The sequence below is a fragment of the Mucilaginibacter sp. genome, from assembly GCF_039935595.1.
Lineage (GTDB): Bacteria > Bacteroidota > Bacteroidia > Sphingobacteriales > Sphingobacteriaceae > Mucilaginibacter.
On sequence record NZ_JBDTJZ010000109.1, the window covers coordinates 1 to 20,920 of the forward strand.

Here is a 20,920-nt window from a genome sequence, read left to right on the forward strand (position 1 = left end):
TTATAACCTTTTACAATTTTGTCAAATGGAACTTCTTTATGCGTAGTTTCATTTACCCGCTGATAGCGTATGCGCGAGTGATCGCGACTGTCAAGCATATCAAAATCAAGCGATGTGGTTTGTACTGCCGAAAAAAGCTTTACAGGTATACTTACCAAACCAAACCCAATCGAGCCTTTCCAAATTGATCTCATAGCAAATAGTAATTTTACTTATGATAACCATCAATAGCACAAACGGTTTGCTATAGCCTAACTTACTAATTAGTCTGGATTAGGCCGGGAGGAAAAGTGAGCTTAAATGTAGTGCCGATGCCTTTTTCAGATTCAACATTAATATCAATATTATGAAATACCGCTATTGATTTTACAATAGGCAGGCCCAAGCCAAAACTTTCTTGCTGTAAGGATTGCTTTAGCTTTTTAAAACGGTTAAATATATAAGGCATATCCTCAGCTGCAATTCCCAGCCCGGTATCAATAATACTAATGGTATATACACCATTCTCAATTTCGCCAATAACCTTAATATCGCCCTGTTCGCGGTTATATTTTATAGCGTTATTGATTAGATTGAAGAACAAGTTGAATAATAAAAATTTATTTACGTTCACAAATATCCAATCGGCGGGTATCTGAATGCTATAGGTAATGCTTTTATCCTGTAGTCTTACAGATATTTCTTCCTGTATTTGCTGAAGCATCTCAGCAACGGCAATTTTATCTTCCTTTAAAAACTGCTCATTTTCAATTTGCGATATCAGCAGCAATGTTTTGGTAATGCTTTTTAAACGGTTAAGAATTTTCTGCATTTCCAATAAACGCACTTTTACCTCGTCGGCTATATCCTCCTGCTCAAACATATTTTCAATTTTTGATTGAAGAATAGATATGGGCGTCATTAACTCGTGCGACGCGTTGGAGATAAACTCTCGCTCTTTTTGAAAAGTTTGCTCAATGGTCTCTACCATTTTATGTATGCTGATATCAAGGTACTGAAAATCAGAGGTACTGGTTTTTACTTCTACATACGAGCCAAAATTGGGGAACTTGCGGCCTATAAGTTTGGTTTTTATGATAAGCGCCAACGGCCGTAACAAATGGTTAGAATAAAGTTGGTCGGCAAGTATGGTTAGCAGTACCATCCCCACCAAAATCTGGAAGGCTATGTTTTGTAATGGGGTTGTGGTTTCGCCAATAGTATCAGCACTTTTACCAATCTCCAGCAAATAGTTTTTGTTACCGGCCTTAAAATTATGGCTTAGTATACGGTACTCAATCGTATCACCTTCTATTTTTCGTTTCTCGTTTTTTATAGTATCAAGCCCTTCGTTTATACTATCAACATCAAGGCTATAATATTCTTCTTTTAACGGCGAATAAGCTGCGTACAAATTTTCTTCAACACCAGATTTTTTTATGATATCAAGTATCTTATCCTTTTGTTTGCGTAATTTATTGTCTGTAAAACTTTCATTTATATTTTTAATAACTGTCGGCAGCAGTAACACAAAAAGTATTACTATTACCAGTTTTGAAATGGCATTAAACAGCGTAAGTTTAGTTTTAAGTCTCAACTGCTTAAGTGTTTATTTTTATTTTATAGCCCAGGCCCCGCACAGTTTCCAGCCATTCGGGCTGGGCATATACGTTTAATTTTTTACGTATATTTTTTATATGTGCGTCAATATAATTGGAGTCGTAATCGTTATTGATAATGCTGCCCCAAATATGCTCGCTTAGTTGCATACGGGTTAAGGTGCGATTTTTATGTAAAATGAGGTATGCTATTAAATCAAACTCCTTTTTTGTGATGGTATTTATCACATTATTTTGATGGGTAATGCTGCGATCCGTAAGGTTTATTAAAAATCCGTCAAGCTCAACCACGTTTTGTTTTAACCCAAACTTACGGCGCACTATGGCCTGCATACGGCTGTGCAATTCTAATAACGAGAATGGCTTGGGTAAATAATCATCTGCCCCCAAATCAAGGCCTTTTATTCGGTCGTAAACTTCGGCGCGGGCGGTTAAAATTATACAAGCCGCATCGGGGTTGTTTTTTTTTGTTTCCTTTAATAAATCCAGCCCGTCGTAATCAGGCAGGCCCAGGTCTATCAATATAAAATCATACAAATTAACCCCTATCTTTTCAGAAGCCGACGCGCCATCAAAACACACCTCGCATTTATAATTGTAATTGGTTAAAAACAGTTCCAATTCATGCGCCAATGCTTTTTCATCTTCTATTATTAAAACGTTCATTTACTTATTTAAAAAAAACATAGTAAAATGTTAAGTTAAAAAAACTTTCACGTTTATTCATTAATGATCCCTCTACGTTTACCGGGATAGAATACTTATATGAAAATTCAACTGTATAATGTGGCCTGTTATAGGCTACTGGTATCTTAAAACTATAATTTAATGCATTAAACCTGCCATTGTTATATGGATACGGGTCATCAGTACCATGTATAAGTAGGTTGTTTACAGCTATTCTATCCTCGTGTTCGGTTGAATATCTTTGTACAAAATTTTGCGTGCCCACTATTACACTTATACCGGGGTTAAAGGTCAGGTAATCTTTATCATCAAAAACATTCCAGTCGGTTTCAAAATATTTAGAAACGTTTAGCGTAGCAAAAATGTCTGATTCTTTGCCAAACAGGTAATCAAGTGTAACACTTGATTTAAATAGCCCCCAGTTATAGGTGTTTTTTAAATTTATATCATGCGCCGATGCCGATTCAATTACCCGCTCTTCTTTATTAAATATAAAATGGGTATAGCTTATTGTTCCTGATAGTTTTTTGGTTAAATGGTATAAATAACCACCACCTACATCAATTTCATCAACAAGGGTACGGTATCCCAATAGCCTTAAAGTCGATCCGTATACAAAAAAACCCCCTTTTGTATTGTATATGGCATTGGCTGACATGAACGGGTATTTTATAGGACCAGTACGACCAAAAAACATAGCATCGCTACCATAACTTATACCTACAGCAATTGATCTTTTACGTATCACCGAGTCAGTATCGGCCAATGTATGGTATACAGGTAAAGAGATTATTTCCCTGTTAAAAGCCATAAGTTTAACCGGGGCAAAAATTATAGTAAAAACTAAAACACACAAGTATTTCATTGATATGGGGTATTTGCTAATTTTCATTTCTTCTCGGAATTTCAGGAGGCCGTTCCATACCTTCAGGTCTGCGCTGACGCTTTGGCTTAACTGCGGGCGGGGCATCAGCGGCATTGCCATCATCAATTTTTTCGGGCTTCGCTTGTCGTTTCGCTTTTGAAATTTCTTTAACCTTTTTCTTTTCTTCTTCCTGTTGTTGCTTTAATTTTTTCGACAATGTATCCATCTGTATCAATTCATGCGATGGGGCATAAACTGAAAAAACAGACTTGTACGGGGCAGTCTTAGCTTTTTCGGCAGATGATAAGCATGGTGCAAATAGCAATAACAGAACAATATATGCAAACCACTTAAGCATTGAAAAGAATAGTTGTTAAAAAACAGCGAATTATTTTAAACATTAATTTTTTATCTAATTACATAAAAAAACAGTTGTAATTATACAACTGTGCCATATATTTTACTATAAAAATTATAAAACAACCAGCGATAGGCTTAAACAGGGTATCGGGCTCTAAATAAACCCAGGGTAGTTTATTCTGTAATATTAAATATCTTTTGAAGTATAAACCCTTTGTCGATCATCAACAATTATGCAACCTACTTGGTTTAACTTGTTAATTAAATAAAGGCCGCCGTTAACACCCATGGCCATTACCGGGGTAGCCATTGCATCGGCAAACTCGGCAGTAGGGGACAAAACGCTTACACTTGTAATATCGCTAACTAAAAATCCGTTTTTAGGATCTACGTTATATGCTGCACCAGTTAAAGACGCATACTTTTCTGTATTACCAGATGTGGCAATTGCCATGTTACTTATATCAACATTAGCGTACGGTTTCATTTGTTGTTCAGGGTCGGCTGTTGCTACGGTCCACGGGGTCATATCAGGCTGACTACCCCAGGTAATCAAGTCGCCACCGGTATTAACTACGCCATTGCTTACACCTGCCATTTGTAATGCATATTTTGCCCGGTCGGCAGCATAGCCTTTGCTAACAGCGCCAAAACCAATACGCAAATCCTTTTCGTTTAAAAACACAGTGCAGGCAGCAGCATTAATTTCAATCTTTTTATAATTGGAGCAGGTGGTTACAATTTTGGTTAGGGTATCAGAGCCGGTTTCAATATTAATATCTCGCATGCAATTTTTATCAGAAGCGGAGTAGGTAATATCAAAAACCCCATCTGTTAATTCGGCAATTTGCAGGCACCTGTTTATCAAATTAAAAATTTCGGCACTAACCTTTACCGGTTTAATACCAGCGTTACGGTTTATTTGGTTAATAATACTATCGTCGCTAAAAGTGCTCAATAATTTTTCAACCCGGGCTATTTCGTTAATAGCCATTTCTATGCGGTCACCAGCCCATAATGGGTCATTACTAACTACACTTATTTCAAAATTATCGCCCATTAGGCGCGCAGTACGCCTAAAAATGGTTAAACTATTTCCTATTAATGATTTTTGAACAGCCAGCATAGTTAAAAAATTAAATTAACCAATTAGTATACGGTGCATACATACACGCACTTGTTATACTTATACTGAGAGCTAAATTATTAGTAGATTATGAAATTAACATGAAAAATGGCCCATAAAAGCTTTTTATGAGCATTTAATTTCAATATAATTGAGTTTAAATTATACTACCGTTCCTTCTTTTAGTTTTTCAGCATTTTCTGCAAATTGCAGTGCTTCCATTATCTCTTGTATATCGCCATTCATTACACCGGGAAGGTTATAAATGGTTAAGCCTATGCGGTGCTCGGTTAAACGGCCCTGCGGGTAATTATAGGTACGCACCTTTGCCGACCTATCGCCGGTTGAAACCATAGTTTTACGTTTTTTAGAGGTCACTTCCAGGTGCTTTTGCAACTCCATTTCGTAAACCCTTGAACGTAATACCTGTAAAGCCTTATCGTAGTTTTTTAATTGCGATTTTTGATCCTGACACTGGGCAACAATACCTGTAGGTATGTGGGTTAAGCGCACAGCCGAATAAGTTGTGTTTACCGACTGACCGCCCGGACCTGAAGCGCAAAACAGGTCCTTACGTATATCACTTACTTGCAAATCAATATCAAATTCATCTACCTCAGGCAATACCACTACAGTTGCCGCCGATGTATGTACGCGGCCCTGGGTTTCGGTATCAGGTACACGTTGTACACGGTGCACGCCCGATTCGTACTTTAACGTACCGTAAGCATCCTCCGCTATTACATTAAATACTATTTCTTTATATCCGCCTGATGTGCCTTCGGTATAATCAACCAGTTCAGTTTTCCAGCCACGCTTTTCGCAATAGCGCATATACATACGGTAAAGGTCGCCTGCAAAAAGCGCTGCCTCATCACCGCCCGTACCACCACGTATCTCAACAAGGGCGTTTTTTGAATCTTCAGGATCTTTAGGTATAAGCATTAAGCGTATCTCTTCTTCCTTTTGTTCCTGCTGCACTAAAAGTTCATCCAGTTCCATTTTAGCCATTTCTCTAAACTCTTCATCCTTCTCGGTAGCTAAAATGTTTTTATTAGTTTCAATATTACTCATGATGTTGCGGTACACATTATACTCATCAACTATCCTGGCCAGATCCTTATATTCCTTGTTCAACTGCGCAAAACGCTTCATATCCGACATTACGTCAGGACTGCTCAGTTCGCTCTCTACATTTTTCCAGCGTTGGTATATCGCTTCTAATTTTTCTAACATGATGATTTTGGTGGTTGCAGCTATAATAATAGCCCTGCCTTAAAAAGCGCACAAAAATACGCATTAAAGCTGAAAACGGAAAGCCCGAACCCGAAAGCTTACTTTTGGCTGAGGATTTAAATAAGGTTAATCAAAGGATCAGGCTTCAAAATATTGCAGGGTTAATTCGGCCCCGTCAAACACAGCGTACGAGTTATAATTTACCCATTCGCCTAAATTAACATACCTACTCGCGTCATTTAACTGTATATCAAGCGGCAGGTGCCTATGCCCAAAAACCAGGTAGTCATAAAATTTTGTTTTTAAAAGTTCACGACAGTAAATTACCAACCACTCCTGTTCCACATTTTTACGGGTCACATTATTTTGACCGACTATACGGCTATGCTTAGACCAATAGTTAGCCACGCCAACGCCCAAATTGGGGTGCAGGCGGGCAAAAAGCCATTGACATATTTTGCTTCTGAATATTTTTTTCAGGATCTTATACTTTGCATCTCCCGGGCCCAGGCCATCCCCATGGTGCAGGTAAAATTTCTTTCCGTTACGTTCTATTTCCAGTTCATTGTTAATGATGATGGCACCCAGTTCTTTTTCAAAATAATCAAACATCCACATATCATGATTGCCTTTAAACAAGTATAGTTTTATACCGGCATCGGCCATTTGAGCCAGTTTGCCTAAAAAACGGATATATCCTTTGGGCACAACCGTTTTGTATTCAAACCAAAAATCAAATACATCGCCCATTAAAAAAACCTCAGCAGCATCAGCCTGTATCATATCCAGCCAGCGCACTAAGCGGTTTTCGCGTTCGCGACTGGCTAAATAACCACCGGCCCCTAAATGAAAATCAGACGCGAAATAAAGTTTAGTACCTACTGCCATGTTGTCAAAAATACGGTTTAGAGCTGAAAGCGTAAAGCAGAAAGGTCAAAGCATATTCCATCCGTATATTTATATTCTTCTTTCGCAAATTCACTAATGTACTTCTATCATGTTGGGCTGTGCCACTGTAACCTGAGGTTGGTTTTTAAAAAGCTCAAATACACCAGTTGCGCAAATGTTTTTACCTTTTAAGTTAGCCCAATCAAGTGTTATCTTATTGCCTTTTACGGCTACAGTGTATTTTTGATGTGGATATACCCCGCCCATGTTTAAAAGAGTTAAGGTATCGTTAACTATTCGTAATGATTTTACTGTATCGCAAAGTGTACCGGTTTTACCCAGTTGCTTACTAAAATCAGCAGCATTAAATTGCTGTGCAGATGCCTTATACCCTATAAATGATAAAACGGCCAAAAACAAAAATTTCTTCATATAAACCTATTTAAAATAAAAGCAGACCCCTCGTTACCGAAAAGCCTGCTTAATATAAGTATATTAATTAATATTAGTTCTTGTCATGCCCGCGGCCGTTGCCACGTCCGTTATTTTTCCCGTCGTTACCACGGCCATTATCACGGCCAGGTCCATTGTCACGTCTGTCATTACCTCTACCTTGATCATTACCACGTCCGTTATTATCATTCCAATGGTTACGATATTTTTCTTCGTTACTATTGCGTATGATGGCCTGGTCACGGCGACCTTTATAACGCGCGTATCTGGCCCTGTAAACATTATTGCGTTCCCAAGGGTTACGTTGGCCATTAATTACAACTTTGTAGCCATTATAAACATTGTAGTTACTGTACCTTGGCGGTAAGCCGGCCGAACGTATCCATACATTATTTTGATAATAAACGTATTGATGAGCAGGCACATCATAGTAGGCGTCAATATCGGGCATATAATAATAGTCTGCATGGTCATAACCTACAGGACCCCAATCTGGTTGGCTACCTATGTTAAATCCTAAACTTATTCTTAACTGTGCATCGGCTTGTTTAAATAGCATACAGCTAAATATCAGCGCTGTTGCAAAAATGATCTTTTTCATAATTTATAGTTGTTTTGTAGTAAGACAACTACAACACCAAATAGTTTAGTTTTTTATGCGATACTTACGTTACTTCAATATATAAATTGAAAAACCAATCATTACAAACAAAAAATGCCGGAATATCCCGGCATTAATTAGTTATTTAAAAATCAGAATTACTCGTCTTTATCTTTATCATCGGCTTTTTTGCCAACCATAGCCAATACGGGTTTACCAATAACTTTATAGCTCCCATCACCTTTTAATATAGCGGCGAGCTGCGCTTTATCCTGCATGGTTTTTACTGCGGTTGCCAATTCTTTATCGTACTTAAAATTACTTTCGCTACGGCCCTTTTCAAAATAATAGCGCGATACTATCTCATTTTCAACCAACGGCTTAATTTCATCCTTATGTATTTGCAGGTCGTTCTTTTTACTGTTAAGCAATTTGTTCTTTAAAATATCATATTCGCCTTGTATCTCGTTAAACTCCTTCTCGTTTGTAGCCTCGGTTTTTAGCAGAGCCAGCGCTTTTTCTGAAGTGGTGCTATAGGTATAGTTTTTATTGGAAAGATATTTTACAAAATCTTCATACTCGGCATCGGTTAGTTTAAAGTTACGCGCATCGGCTATTTTTGGGTGCGTATCGCGGTATTTGGTGGCATAATCAAATAACAATAGTTTGCCTACTAATACCTGGGTAACGGTAGCATATTTATCTGCTTTAACAAATAGGTCCGGATAAATACCGCTGCCATCAAAAACCGACCGGCCATTCTTGGTTTTAAACTCGTGTATAAGCGAATCTGCAACTTTTACTACGCTGCCATCATCTTTGCGGTGCGTATAATCCAACTCCTGTATGCAACGACCCGATGGCACATAATATTTAGCTATAGTGATTTTAACCAAACTATTATATTGTAACGGAAATGCCTGCTGTACCAAACCCTTACCATAACTGCGCTGACCTATTATAACAGCTCGATCAAGATCCTGCAATGCGCCTGCCACAATTTCTGAAGCGGAGGCCGAATGGCTGTTTACTAATACCGTTAAAGGCAAATCGGGAGCTATAGGGGTATTTTGAGTATTATATATAAAGTTTTTATCCTTTATTTTACCTTTTTGCGATACTACCATTACATCTTTAGGCACAAACAGGTTAATTATTTTTACAGATTCCTGTAATATACCGCCCCCGTTTGAGCGTAGGTCTAAAATAATACCGTTAGGGTTGTTTTTCTTTAGGGCTATCAGGGCGTCTGTTACTTCCTGCGCTGAATTTTCCAGGAACCTATCCAGTTTAATATAGCCCATATTGCCATCAACCATACCATAATACGATACATTTGGCTGTTTGATCTCATCGCGGGCGATTTCTTTTGCAACAGCAGGAGCATCATCTCGTTTCATCAATAATTTTACGACAGCACCTTTCGAGCCCTTAAGCAACTGGCTCACCTGATCGTTATTTTTGCCTTCAAGATTTACACCATTAATTTGCACTAACTGGTCGCCAGGACGTATATCGGCTTTTTGGGCGGGGTCCCCTTCAAATACCGACGAAATGTAAATTTTGTTATCACGTATAAATATGCTTGCGCCAATACCGCCGTATTGCGTGCTTACATAATGCAGTTTATAATCCTCAATTTCAGATTCCGGTACAAATTCGGTATAAGGGTCAAGGCCGTCAAGCATGGCGTCGGCCCCGGTTTTTATCATTTTTGCCGAGTTTATATCATCAACATAATTAAGATTTATCTCTTTATATAATGATACAAACACCTCCAGGTTTTTTGATACCTGAAAAAGGTCATCACTAAAACTCCATGTAACTATTGCCAGCATTAATATCCCGCCGGATATTAGCAGCTTTTTATATTTTTTTAACAGCGTCCCTTTCATCATCTGGTTTATAATGATTTATAAAATATAAATCTACAAAAAAGCAATATAGTTTACATTAGCATAACTCAAATTACAATCTATTATTATCAATATTTACTAAAGCTTTTTGTAGGGTAAACACTACATATTTCCTGTCGCGGTTTACCAGGTCCATTAACCGGGTTATCAAATTTTCTTCCTGCCCCTCGTTGTATTGTAGTTGCTGGTCGGTTAAATGGTTGTATTTCCGTTGAATCTTGATTTTTACCCTCGCCCACTCCTTATTTGTAATGCTAATTTCTGCCATGTTTTTTAATTATTTAAGCAAAAATATAAAAAAACAAGTTGGCACCGATAATATTTTGGCAAGGCTATTGTTTATTATACAATATTATTACATGAAGTAAATTATATAACTAAAATTTGTACCCATGAAAAAATACCTCTTAAGCGCAGCGTTGTTATTTACTGTAACCGTAGGCGCAATGGCCCAGTCAAGTACCTTTGGTATTAAAGGCGGCGTAAATTTTTCAAAAGTAAATGCCGATAATCTTAACTCATCAACAGTATCCGGTTATCAGGCCGGTTTATTTGCCCGCTTTGGCGGTGCCCTGTATGTGCAACCCGAATTATATGTGAGCAGTACCGGCGGCAAGTTCCAATCTACAGATGGTTTATATAATGGTGATGTTAAGTTTACAAACTTAAACGTGCCATTACTACTTGGAACTAAAATTGGCAGCAACAGCCTTAATTTCCGCTTAATGGTCGGTCCGGTTTACTCCTATACAATGAGCAAAAGCCAAAATTTTTCGGCAAACTTTGTTAGCGCCTATCAGGATTTTGGCAAATACAACAATAGTACGCTGGGTTTCCAGGCCGGTGGCGGTGTGGATGTAGGCCCTATAACTGCCGATTTACGATATGAAGGCGGTTTAACAGACGTTAATAAAAACTTTGGCCAGCGTCAAAACTTATGGGCCCTTAGTGTTGGCTTTAAGTTTTTATAAAAAAAGGTAAAAGCTAAAAGCCGAAAGCTAAAAGGAGCGTTTTATTATGTAAAAAGCCGAAAGCGATAAAAGCTTTCGGCTTTTTGCTTTAAGCTTTGCGCTGCAAAAAACCTATAAAACAAGTAAAGCCCCTGATGGGCAGGGGCCTTTACTAACCAATTATAAACCTAAATTATGAGAAGAGCTGTAGGAGAAGGGGTCGAACCTCCACGAAGTGGTTATTCTTATTACTAAGAGTTTCCCATATTCTTCGCCACCGGGACAAGGAGGTGTGTCTGCCAAAAATTTCACCATCCTACAGTATATAATATCAACGCCAGTTGACATTGCTGTTGGGGAAGGATTCGAACCTCCACAGAGTAGTTAGCCCGCTTCGGGTTTCCTATGATCTCCGCCACCGGGACAAGGAGGTGTGTCTGCCAAAAATTTCACCACCCAACATTGTTTTTTTATTAAAGAACTAACAAGCTTTTTGCAATTGCTTAATACAAATTTAATAGAGTTATCAATTCCTTGCAAATATTTCAACAAAAATATTTTATTTTTATTCAAATTTTAATTAAACTTGTATTTCAATATAGATATTAAAATTTATGCCTCAAAGAAAACCTTTAAATTCAGAAATTGATAATCTTGATATACAAATTTTATCAATATTGATGAAAAATGCGACCACACCATACACGGAAATTGCAAAAGAATTAATTGTATCAGGCGGTACCATCCACGTAAGGATGAAAAAATTGGAAGAACTGGGGGTAATAAAAGGCGCCAGCCTGGAAGTTGACCCACAAAAACTAGGGTATGATATTACCGCGTTCCTAGGTATATTCCTTGAAAAAGGTTCACAGTACAATGAAGCCGTTAAGCAGTTACAAACCGTAAAAGAAATAGTGGAGCTGCATTATACCACCGGAAGCTGGAGTATTTTTGCCAAAATTGTTTGCCATGATACCAACCACCTGCGCGAAATATTGAACGAGCAAATTCAAAGTGTAAAAGGTATACAGCGTACCGAAACCTTTATATCATTAGAGGAAAGTATTAAAAGGCAAATTACTTTAGAGCAATAAATTGGTTTATTAGTATCATTAGTTCATTAGTATTGTGAGCGCATATGCATCATTTACACAAATGAACTAATGAGCCATTGAACCAATAAGCTAATTAGCAAAAGTTATCAGCGCTTTTTCAATCCTGTTTATAGTTTCGTCCTTACCCAACAGTGCCGCTATATCAAACACATGCGGGCCAAACTTACCTCCAACCAGCATAATCCTGAAGGGCAGCATTACATCGCCGGTTTTCAACTCTTTCTCTTCGGCTAATGCTTTAAATTTTGCTTCCATATCGACAGCGGTTAATTCTGTTCCAATTAATAAAGCTTTGAACGCATTAAAAAAATCAGTTTTATCATCGGTCCATTTGGGTTTAACCGAATTGAGGTCATATTCTTTCGGTTTTTCAAAAAAATAACCGGCCTGTTGGTAAAAGTCTGTCAACAAAACACAACGGTCTTTTATCAGGTCAATAATGGTTAATAAATAAGCGTCGCTTTTAATATCAATCCCTTTATCGGCTAAAACCGTCTTAACTTTTTCTTTTAAGCGTTCAGCAGTTTGCTTTTTTATCCATTCGGCGTTATACCATTTGGCTTTTTCAAAATCAAACCTGGCGCCGGCTTTGCTTATTCTTTCTAACGAAAATTTTTGAATCAACTCTTCCAGGCTAAATACTTCTTGCCCGGTACCATCGTTCCAGCCAAGTGTTGCTAAAAAATTAACAAAGGCTTCGGGTAAAAAGCCCATCTCTTTAAAACCATCTACACCGTCCCAATTCATGGCATACACCGGAAAACCAAGCCGGGCACCATCGCGCTTGCTCAATTTTCCGTTACCATCGGGTTTTAATATTAATGGCAAGTGCGCCCACTTAGGCATATCGGCTTTCCAGCCCAAATAATCCCATAGTAATAAATGCACCGGTGCCGATGGCAACCACTCTTCTCCTCTAAACGCGTGCGATATTTGCATCAAATAATCATCAACTACTACCGCTAAATGGTAAGTAGGCATGCCATCTGCCTTTAATAAAACTTTATCATCAACCTGGTTAGTTTCAAAGGTAACCCGGCCTCTTATTATATCTGTAAAACTTACAGATTGGTCTTCGGGTACTTTTAAACGTATAACATGCGGCGTATGCGCAGCCAGCAAGGCATCAACTTCGTGCTGTGGTAATGCTATAGAGTTACGTAAGCTTTTACGGTAAGCATGGCCATACTGAAAGTTTGGCACTTCTTTACGATTACGTTCCAGTTCTTCGGTGGTGTCAAATGCATAGTAGGCGTGGCCATCCATCACCAGCTTTTCGGCATATTGGCGGTATAAGCTTTTACGTTCGCTTTGGCGGTAAGGGCCGTAGTTGCCTTGAGTTACCGGGCTTTCATCAGGCGAGATGCCGCACCAGTTTAAACAATCAATTATATATTGCTCGGCTCCTTCTACATACCGGCTTTGGTCGGTATCCTCCACACGCAAAATAAAATCGCCATTGTGTTTTTTGGCAAAAAGGTAATTAAACAAGGCCGTACGTACCCCTCCCAAATGCAAACCACCTGTAGGACTTGGTGCAAAACGCACTCTAACTCTTTTATCTGACATGGCGCGAAGATAGTCAGTAAGTCCGAAAGTCGGAAAGTCCGGAAGCCCGAAAATAAATCTATTCGTAAAAAAAGATGTTGAAATTACATTTAAACGCTTACGGACTTTCGGACTTCCCAGCTTTCGGACTTAAAAGATTATAATTATACAAACCTATTTACGTTATTTGGTACTTAATATGATAAACGCTTATCAAAATAAAAGGTTATGGAAATATATTCTGCTAACTCTTGCAGTAATAATTGCAAGTGGTTCGTTATTATATACCAATTACCTGGTAAGAAAAATTGCGGAGTCTGAACATACACGGGCACAGCTTTGGGCCCTTAGCTTAAAGCAAAGCATTATAAGCGACGATAAAGACTTTGCGTACGTGTTAGCCGTTCGCGACAGCTCAATAGTGCCTGCCATAGTAACCGACGAAAACGGGGAAATACAAACCACCAAGGGGCTTGACAGTACCAAAACCTTTATAAAACTGGATAATATTTCGGAATCAAATAATAAAAAAAAGCTGGAATATGATCCCGAGTATTTTGAGCATCAACGCGAAATAATGAAAAGCCAGCATGAGCCCATTAAAATTATATTGCCCGGTACCGGAAGCGGCGAAAACCTGATATACTATAAAGACTCATTATTACTTACCCGGTTAAAACTGTTCCCTTATATACAGCTTTCGGTTATCGCTGTTTTTTTATTGATAGCCTATACAGCTTTTAATTCCTCGCGCAAGTCAGAACAGAACCAGGTTTGGGTTGGCCTGGCTAAAGAAACAGCGCACCAACTAGGGACGCCCATATCATCATTAATGGCGTGGATAGAATTATTGAAAAATAAATTTGAAGCCGAAGATGACCCATTAATGGCCGAAATGGAAAATGATGTGAAGCGCCTGGAAATTGTGGCCGACAGGTTTTCGAAAATAGGCTCGACACCAAAGCTGGAGCCACATATAGTTTATGATGTGGTAAAAGATTTTGTGGATTATTTTAAAGTAAGAGTTAACAACAATATTAGCTTTGAAATGACCGGCAATACAGACCTTAAGGCCGGATTAAACATCCCACTGTTTGACTGGGTGATTGAAAACCTGCTAAAAAATGCAGTAAATGCTATTGACGATAAAGGCAGTATTAAAATAAATATATCAACCAATAAAGTGCAGGACCAGGTGTTTATAGACATAACCGATACCGGCAAAGGCATACCACGTTCAAAATTTATTACTATATTTCAACCTGGTTATACTACCCGCAAGCGGGGATGGGGGTTGGGGCTTTCGCTTACCAAACGGATAGTAGAAAATTATCATAGTGGTAATATATTTGTCCGCGATTCGGAATTAGGAAAAGGCACCACCTTTAGGATCATATTAAAACGTATACGAGATGAGCAACCAACCGAAGCCTGATGAATTTTCGCCGTTTCATCAAAACTATATCACTAAAGTACCTGATGGGGATATTGTTGATACATTAACCCGGTTAAAAGATAGCAGCTATACTTATTTAAGTAATATACCTGCGGATAAAGCTGATTATGCCTACGCCGAAGGCAAATGGACCATAAAGGAAGTTGTGGGCCACATGATTGATGCCGAACGTACTTTTGCGTACCGCATACTGGCATTTTCGCGCGGGCAGGAAGAACTGCCGGGTTTTGACGAAAACACTTATGTAGAATTATCTACCTCAAAAAAACGCACTTTAACTGATCTGGTTAATGAGTTTAAAGCCGTGCGTGAAGCTAATTTATATCTTTACAGGTCATTAACACCTGAGCAATTACTACTAACAGGTATGGCCAACGGCAGCATAATTTCGATAAGGGCCTTACTTTATATTGCCGCCGGCCATGAGATACATCACCTTAATCTTATTAAAGACCGGTACCTGGTTTAAATCTATTCGTCTTCTTGTTTTTTTGCTGCATTTTTTTCTATCAAATAAGCTATAAATAAACCAACCCCGCCAAAAAAAGCGATAGATGCAAAGTAGATAGCCGTAGGATCCCTTCCCTCCGGAAATGCCTGGGTATCTAAAATATAGGCTATAAATAAACCCAGGCCCGAACCTATTAATAACAGTGCTGTTGTAAGCACATAATTGTGACTAACCGGGCTCGGAATATTCAACCTGGGATCCATCCCGCGCTCAATCATAGCCATTTTTTCCTGGTTACGTAAATAAACTATACCAAAGATCATTGCGAAAAATCCTAATGGCACCAAAATGGGGATAAGCACCCCTAACGTATTTTCCATAATATTTAATTTAAATGTTAACGTTTTGTTATGTATAAGCTATGACTACAACTTTTATAAATGGGTTACAGCCTTTTTTTAATACAGTATAACTATTGGTTTTAAGGCTTTAAGATAAAACAAGTATTTTTATAAAAGTGTAACCTGCATCAATTATTTACCGTCATAGTTTATAGAATGCAAAACAAGCTTTCAGATACTGTACTAATTGATCAAACTTTGGCGGGCAATCAATCGGCGTATGCCGAATTGGTTAAGCGCCATCAGCGTTTTGTATTTACACTTGCACTACGTTTTGTAAAAAAACGCGAAGATGCTGAGGAAATAGCACAGGATTGCTTTGTAAAAGCATACAGATCACTCAATCAGTTTCAACATCAATCAAAATTCAGCACATGGCTATACACTATTGTTTATACCACGGCCATGAGCTCGTTGCGTAAAAAACAACTGGATATATCATCCATTGATGATGAAAAGAATACCATCCAAATTGAAGCTTTTTCTACAGGTTATGAGATGAACAATGTCGAGAAAAAGTCGAGATCGTTTTATTTAAATGAAGCTATAAGTCAGCTTTTACCGGATGATGCCGTTATTATAACCTTATTTTATAAAGGAGAACAATCAATCGATGAAATTGCAACAACGTTGAACATTGAAAAAAACAGCGTAAAAGTCAAGCTTTTTAGGGCGAGGCAGCGTTTAAAAGAAAAACTGGAACATATTTTAAAACATGAGGTTAAAGAATTGATATGAACAATATAGAAGAAAAAATTTGGGCATATATTGACGGCTCTTGCTCTGAGGAGGAAGCGTTGGCAATTAATTTATTAATTGAGCAGGATGTGAACTATCAAAAAATTTATGATGAAATAGTAACACTTAACGAACGACTAAGTTCATTGGAACTTGACGAGCCATCAATGGCGTTTACCTATAATGTATTAGAAAATATACGTAACGAAAATGCTAAACAACCGTTAAAAACAACCATCAATACCGCGGTAATAAAAGGTATAGCGGCATTTTTTTTAGTTACGATTTTGGCTTTGCTGATATTGGTGGTGATAAACATTGATTGGTCAACAAATACTACAAATAACTATACACTTCCTAAACTAAATTTATTAAGTGATAGTGTATTAAAGGGTTGCATGTTCCTTGATATCATGCTTGGAGCATTTTTGGCAGATACTTTTTTGCGCAGAAAAGACACACTAAAACATATTTAATACATTAACTTTATTTATTTAAACAAATCAGGAATATATTGATTTATGCAGCACTTTTTTTGTTGATTTTAAAAATTTGGTATGGTAATTGTTATATAAAAGTGAACCGGTAATCTACCGGTTTAATTGTGATAAGGTTTAGGTTGAAAGCCGCCCGGCGCAAGGCAGGGGCGGCTTTTATTTTTTAAGAAGATTTTTACATCAGTTAACGTCACCGGCATCAGCCAATAAACGTGGGGTTTCCTTTATAAACGGATTAATTGCCAGCGCTATAACAATAAGCAATATACAGCCTATGGCATTTAGCCATAAATAGGCCACTACTTCATAATATCCGCAAATACAAATAACAATTTCTGTAAAAACTGCCGCTATAAATACCGCGGTGCCATTAACCTTTTTAAAATAAAAAGCGGTTACAAATACGCCCAAAATAGTACCGTATATAAATGAGCCCAATTTATTTACCGCTTCCAATAAATTCCCTAAATGGCTTGCATAAAGGGCCATACCAATACAAACCACTCCCCAAAATACGGTTGCCAAACGTGAGGCATTTAAATAATTGGTTGGAGTAGCATGTGGGTTAATGGTACGTTTATAAATATCAACTACAGTAGTTGATGCCAGCGAGTTAAGCGCACTGGCTGTTGATCCCATTGATGCCAAAAAAACTATCGCTATTAATAAACCTATTAAACCGCGCGGCAAATAGTGGGTTACAAACGTTAGGAACACATAATTGGTATCGTCGGTATCGGCAAGTGCGCTATTTTTTTTCATCAACGCTATACCTTCTTTCCTGATGTTGTTTGCCTGATCATTGGCTATTTTAAGTTCGTCCTTAGCTAGCGTAATGTGTCCATCGTTTTTACTATCTAATGCCTGTACAAGCAATTCTGTTTTTTGCTTACGGTTATTAAATGCTTCGGTATATTCAGTTTCCAACTTATTATAATCGGCACTGTAACCACTATTTTTTATCTGCTTAACCTCGTACTGGTTAAAAAACATAGGCGGGCGATTAAACTGGTAAAAGGCAAAAACTAATATCCCTATTAACAATATGCAAAACTGCATGGGTATTTTTATAAGCCCATTCATAATAAGCCCCAGCCGACTTTGCCCCACAGAACTGCCGGTCAAATAACGCCCCACCTGACTTTGATCGGTACCAAAATAAGACAATTGCAGAAAGAAACCTCCAATAACCCCGCTCCATATATTGTAACGGTTATTGGGGTCAAACTTCCAATCAATAACATTCATTTTACCCATTTTGCCGGCTATTTTTATAGCTTGGGTAAAACCCACCCCACCCGGCAGCAGCATAACTACCACAATACCCGCCATAAACATGCCTAAAAATATAATACTCATTTGCAATAGCTGGGTATATGATACCGCTTTGGTACCCCCGTAAACGGTATAAAAAATTACCAGCAAACCAATAAACAGGGTGGTGTATACCGTATTAATTTCTAATATGGTTGAAAGGATAATAGCCGGAGCGTAGATAGTAATTCCGGTTGAAAGCCCCCGCTGTACCAAAAATAAAAAGGAGGTGAAAGCTCTTGTCTTCAGATCAAACCGCTGTTCTAAAAACTCGTAGGCTGTATATACTTTAAGCCGATGGAAAATAGGCACAAACGTAATGCAAAGCACAATCATGGCCAGCGGCAGACCAAAATAAAACTGCACAAAACGCATCCCGTCTGAATAGGCCTGACCCGGGGCCGATAAGAAAGTAATAGCGCTGGCCTGTGTAGCCATTACCGATAAGCCGACGTGGTACCAGGGCAATGAGCGGTTACCCATTAAATACTGATCGATATTTTTATTGGTGCCGCTTTTCCAAACACCATATAATACAATGCCAAGCAGGGTGACAGCAAGAACTATCCAATCGGTAACGCTCATTTAAGGAGGTAGGTAATGAGCGAAAATAATAAAATTAAAAAAACCAGCCAAACAACAACAATGCTGTAAAACTGGTTCCAGTTACGTATAAATGAGGGTAGGTCTGGATCAGGCGTCTCCACGGCCTTTAACCAATATATTAAGGAAGAAAGCCGCGCTTAGCAGGCCCAAAACACCGCTAACTAATATCCAGGCAAGTCCTTTATCAATAATGCCGCCAACAAATAGGCCGGTAAGTAGCGCTACCAGATAATATAAATAATCGTAGCTTTTTTCTTCTGTGTTATGGTGTTTCATATCGATACTTTATAATGCCAACAAAATTAATGGATTAATTGATTATCCGGCAATTTCGCAGGTGCATTTTTTAATAAAATTTATACTATGGCAATAATATTACCCTTCGCTAAAGGTTAACCGGTTACCAAAAGGGTCAAATACGGTCATCGTAATACTGCTTGGTGCCCATTCGGGTATTTCAAGCCCGGGGTGATTATACCTGTAATTTTTATCAATAAGTTGCTGATGATACTGGCGCAGTTCTTTAAAGTCCTCAATCGTTACATGGCTGCCGGGGCTTGCATCGCCATGATGCTCAGATAATTTAATAACTACATCGCGCAGCGATATTTGCATATAAAAGGGGCCGTCGTCCGGTTTATGCTCCCAATCAATTTTAAAACCCAGCCAAACTACATAAAACTCAATGGCCTTACTATAATCAAATACCCTTAAAATTGGCTTGGTGACTGACATAGCACTAAATTATAAAAATAAATTATGTCTCGTCTACATTAATCGCTGATATATTTTTTATTCTACCTCCTTGTCACCCGCACGTAATTTGCCCTGTTGATTATCTGCACATCTGCACATTATATGTACCTTTATACTAATTAACTGACATATTATGCTTAAAGGATTTTTCAACGTCCCTATACCGCAAAACGAACCTGTGCTAAACTACGGCCCGGGAAGCGCGGAGCGTACTGCACTTAAAGCCGCTTTGGATAGTGCCCGCGCCACACGTATTGACATACCGATGTACATTGGCGCTCAAGAAGTGCATACCGGCAAAAAGTTGGAAGTTCGCCCTCCTCATGAACATCATCGCCTGTTGGCCAATTTCCCCGAAGGGGATAAAACAACAGTGGCAGCAGCTATAAATGCCGCACTTGCCGCCAAAGCCAACTGGGAGAATCTGCCCTGGGAACAACGTGCCTCGATATTTTTAAAAGCTGCTGATTTACTGGCGGGCCCGTATCGTGCCAAAATAAATGCGGCCACCATGTTGGGGCAATCAAAAAACGCTTACCAGGCCGAGATCGATTCGGCTTGCGAACTGATAGATTTTTTGCGGTTTAATGTGCATTACATGACCGAGATCTATCAGCAGCAGCCACCCATATCGCCTAAAGGGGTATGGAACCGTGTGGAGCAGCGGCCACTGGAAGGTTTTGTATTCGCGCTTACACCATTTAATTTTACGGCCATAGCGGGTAACCTGCCATCATCTGCTGCCATGATGGGTAATGTGGTGGTTTGGAAACCGGCTTATACGCAGATTTATGCCGCCAATGTTATTATGCAGGTTTTCCGCGAAGCGGGAGTACCACCGGGCGTTATCAATTTAATTTATGTTGACGGGCCGGTTGCGGGTAATGTGATATTTAATCACCCCGATTTTGCGGGCATACATTTTACCGGGTCAACCGCCGTATTTCAAAATATATGGCAAACCATTGGCAACAACATCCATAAATATAAAACCTACCCGCGTATAGTAGGCGAAACCGGCGGCAAAGATTTTGTACTTGCACACCCCAGTGCTGATGTTGATGTACTGAACACCGCTTTGGTACGCGGCGCATTTGAATACCAGGGGCAAAAATGCTCGGCTGCCTCAAGGGCATATATCCCGGCATCATTATGGACCGGGCTTAAAGAAAGACTAAAGCGCGATATAGGCTCATTAAAAATGGGCCCTGTAGAAGATTTTGGCAATTTTATTAACGCCGTAATCAGTGAGGTATCGTTTGATAAGCTGGTTAAATATATTGACGATGCAAAAAAAGATAGCAGCGTTGAGGTTATTACCGGCGGCAACTACAATAAAAGCAAAGGCTGGTTTATTG

24 protein-coding genes and 1 tRNA gene are annotated in these 20,920 nt (G+C 38.7%); 7 read left to right on the plus strand and 18 right to left on the minus strand.

Annotated elements, in window-relative coordinates; genetic code table 11:
- From ABI367_RS07580 to ABI367_RS07635, 12 genes are all read right to left on the minus strand, one after another.
- Window positions 1–194 (minus strand): Ku protein (locus tag ABI367_RS07580; RefSeq protein ID WP_462228856.1); only part of this gene is annotated, 194 nt, incomplete at its 3' end.
- A 65-nt stretch (window positions 195–259) separates the two neighbouring features.
- The gene (locus ABI367_RS07585) at window positions 260–1,576 is read right to left on the minus strand and encodes a sensor histidine kinase (RefSeq protein WP_462228858.1); all 1,317 of its coding nucleotides are present in this window, start codon (window positions 1,574–1,576) and stop codon (window positions 260–262) included.
- 4 nt (window positions 1,577–1,580) lie between these two features.
- Window positions 1,581–2,264 carry a response regulator transcription factor gene (locus ABI367_RS07590; RefSeq protein ID WP_462228860.1) on the minus strand — a complete coding sequence of 228 codons (684 nt, stop codon included), beginning with the start codon at window positions 2,262–2,264 and terminating at the stop codon, window positions 1,581–1,583.
- A gap of 4 nt (window positions 2,265–2,268) precedes the next feature.
- Window positions 2,269–3,096, minus strand: coding sequence for a hypothetical protein (locus ABI367_RS07595; RefSeq protein ID WP_462228862.1), 828 nt, complete (start codon window positions 3,094–3,096; stop codon window positions 2,269–2,271).
- A 70-nt stretch (window positions 3,097–3,166) separates the two neighbouring features.
- On the minus strand, window positions 3,167–3,508 hold the full coding sequence (locus ABI367_RS07600) for a hypothetical protein (protein ID WP_462228864.1): 342 nt from the start codon (window positions 3,506–3,508) through the stop codon (window positions 3,167–3,169).
- Between the two features lie 189 nt (window positions 3,509–3,697).
- Window positions 3,698–4,636 (minus strand): FAD:protein FMN transferase, encoded by a 939-nt coding sequence (locus tag ABI367_RS07605; RefSeq protein ID WP_462228866.1) that lies wholly within the window; start codon window positions 4,634–4,636, stop codon window positions 3,698–3,700.
- A gap of 162 nt (window positions 4,637–4,798) precedes the next feature.
- Window positions 4,799–5,872, minus strand: coding sequence for a peptide chain release factor 1 (prfA, locus tag ABI367_RS07610; RefSeq protein ID WP_462228868.1), 1,074 nt, complete (start codon window positions 5,870–5,872; stop codon window positions 4,799–4,801).
- Window positions 5,873–6,010: 138 nt separating this feature from the next.
- Window positions 6,011–6,760, minus strand: coding sequence for a UDP-2,3-diacylglucosamine diphosphatase (locus tag ABI367_RS07615; protein WP_462228871.1), 750 nt, complete (start codon window positions 6,758–6,760; stop codon window positions 6,011–6,013).
- A gap of 93 nt (window positions 6,761–6,853) precedes the next feature.
- On the minus strand, window positions 6,854–7,192 hold the full coding sequence (locus ABI367_RS07620) for a hypothetical protein (protein WP_462228873.1): 339 nt from the start codon (window positions 7,190–7,192) through the stop codon (window positions 6,854–6,856).
- A 73-nt stretch (window positions 7,193–7,265) separates the two neighbouring features.
- Window positions 7,266–7,814: a hypothetical protein gene (locus ABI367_RS07625; protein ID WP_462228875.1), complete on the minus strand. Its 549-nt coding sequence runs from the start codon at window positions 7,812–7,814 to the stop codon at window positions 7,266–7,268.
- A gap of 158 nt (window positions 7,815–7,972) precedes the next feature.
- A complete protein-coding gene (locus tag ABI367_RS07630) occupies window positions 7,973–9,709 on the minus strand; it encodes a S41 family peptidase (protein WP_462228876.1) in 1,737 nt (578 codons plus the stop codon).
- A 73-nt stretch (window positions 9,710–9,782) separates the two neighbouring features.
- Window positions 9,783–9,998: a hypothetical protein gene (locus ABI367_RS07635; protein WP_462228878.1), complete on the minus strand. Its 216-nt coding sequence runs from the start codon at window positions 9,996–9,998 to the stop codon at window positions 9,783–9,785.
- Window positions 9,999–10,122: 124 nt separating this feature from the next.
- Here ABI367_RS07635 and ABI367_RS07640 point away from each other — a divergent pair, with 124 nt between their 5' ends.
- Window positions 10,123–10,701 carry a porin family protein gene (locus ABI367_RS07640; protein WP_462228880.1) on the plus strand — a complete coding sequence of 193 codons (579 nt, stop codon included), beginning with the start codon at window positions 10,123–10,125 and terminating at the stop codon, window positions 10,699–10,701.
- A gap of 329 nt (window positions 10,702–11,030) precedes the next feature.
- Here the strand turns inward: ABI367_RS07640 and ABI367_RS07645 are convergent.
- Window positions 11,031–11,142: transfer RNA gene (locus ABI367_RS07645), tRNA-Asp, on the minus strand.
- Window positions 11,143–11,294: 152 nt separating this feature from the next.
- On the opposite strand from ABI367_RS07645, the gene ABI367_RS07650 reads away from it, so the two are divergent.
- Complete coding sequence (locus ABI367_RS07650) at window positions 11,295–11,774, plus strand: Lrp/AsnC ligand binding domain-containing protein (protein ID WP_462228882.1); 480 nt, start codon at window positions 11,295–11,297, stop codon at window positions 11,772–11,774.
- 90 nt (window positions 11,775–11,864) lie between these two features.
- On the opposite strand, the gene gltX is transcribed toward ABI367_RS07650, so the two are convergent.
- A complete protein-coding gene (gene gltX, locus ABI367_RS07655) occupies window positions 11,865–13,364 on the minus strand; it encodes a glutamate--tRNA ligase (RefSeq protein ID WP_462228884.1) in 1,500 nt (499 codons plus the stop codon).
- A 181-nt stretch (window positions 13,365–13,545) separates the two neighbouring features.
- Here gltX and ABI367_RS07660 point away from each other — a divergent pair, with 181 nt between their 5' ends.
- Window positions 13,546–14,778, plus strand: coding sequence for a sensor histidine kinase (locus ABI367_RS07660; RefSeq protein ID WP_462228902.1), 1,233 nt, complete (start codon window positions 13,546–13,548; stop codon window positions 14,776–14,778).
- The gene (locus tag ABI367_RS07665) at window positions 14,756–15,268 is read left to right on the plus strand and encodes a DinB family protein (protein ID WP_462228886.1); all 513 of its coding nucleotides are present in this window, start codon (window positions 14,756–14,758) and stop codon (window positions 15,266–15,268) included. The genes ABI367_RS07660 and ABI367_RS07665 overlap by 23 nt, the downstream gene beginning before the upstream one ends.
- A gap of 2 nt (window positions 15,269–15,270) precedes the next feature.
- Here ABI367_RS07665 and ABI367_RS07670 read toward each other — a convergent pair whose 3' ends face one another.
- Window positions 15,271–15,630, minus strand: coding sequence for a DUF6249 domain-containing protein (locus tag ABI367_RS07670; RefSeq protein ID WP_462228888.1), 360 nt, complete (start codon window positions 15,628–15,630; stop codon window positions 15,271–15,273).
- Between the two features lie 177 nt (window positions 15,631–15,807).
- Here ABI367_RS07670 and ABI367_RS07675 point away from each other — a divergent pair, with 177 nt between their 5' ends.
- Window positions 15,808–16,389, plus strand: a complete 582-nt coding sequence (locus tag ABI367_RS07675) for an RNA polymerase sigma factor (protein WP_462228890.1) — start codon at window positions 15,808–15,810, stop codon at window positions 16,387–16,389.
- On the plus strand, window positions 16,386–16,865 hold the full coding sequence (locus tag ABI367_RS07680) for a hypothetical protein (protein ID WP_462228892.1): 480 nt from the start codon (window positions 16,386–16,388) through the stop codon (window positions 16,863–16,865). Before ABI367_RS07675 ends, ABI367_RS07680 begins: the two co-directional genes overlap by 4 nt.
- Before the next feature lie 201 nt (window positions 16,866–17,066).
- Here ABI367_RS07680 and ABI367_RS07685 read toward each other — a convergent pair whose 3' ends face one another.
- The 3 genes from ABI367_RS07685 to ABI367_RS07695 form a co-directional block, all read right to left on the minus strand.
- Complete coding sequence (locus tag ABI367_RS07685; protein ID WP_462228894.1) at window positions 17,067–18,785, minus strand: sodium:solute symporter family protein; 1,719 nt, start codon at window positions 18,783–18,785, stop codon at window positions 17,067–17,069.
- Window positions 18,786–18,893: 108 nt separating this feature from the next.
- Window positions 18,894–19,082, minus strand: coding sequence for a hypothetical protein (locus ABI367_RS07690; protein ID WP_462228896.1), 189 nt, complete (start codon window positions 19,080–19,082; stop codon window positions 18,894–18,896).
- A 99-nt stretch (window positions 19,083–19,181) separates the two neighbouring features.
- The gene (locus ABI367_RS07695) at window positions 19,182–19,541 is read right to left on the minus strand and encodes a glyoxalase superfamily protein (protein WP_462228898.1); all 360 of its coding nucleotides are present in this window, start codon (window positions 19,539–19,541) and stop codon (window positions 19,182–19,184) included.
- Window positions 19,542–19,695: 154 nt separating this feature from the next.
- On the opposite strand from ABI367_RS07695, the gene ABI367_RS07700 reads away from it, so the two are divergent.
- Window positions 19,696–20,920 (plus strand): aldehyde dehydrogenase family protein (locus ABI367_RS07700; protein ID WP_462228900.1); only part of this gene is annotated, 1,225 nt, incomplete at its 3' end.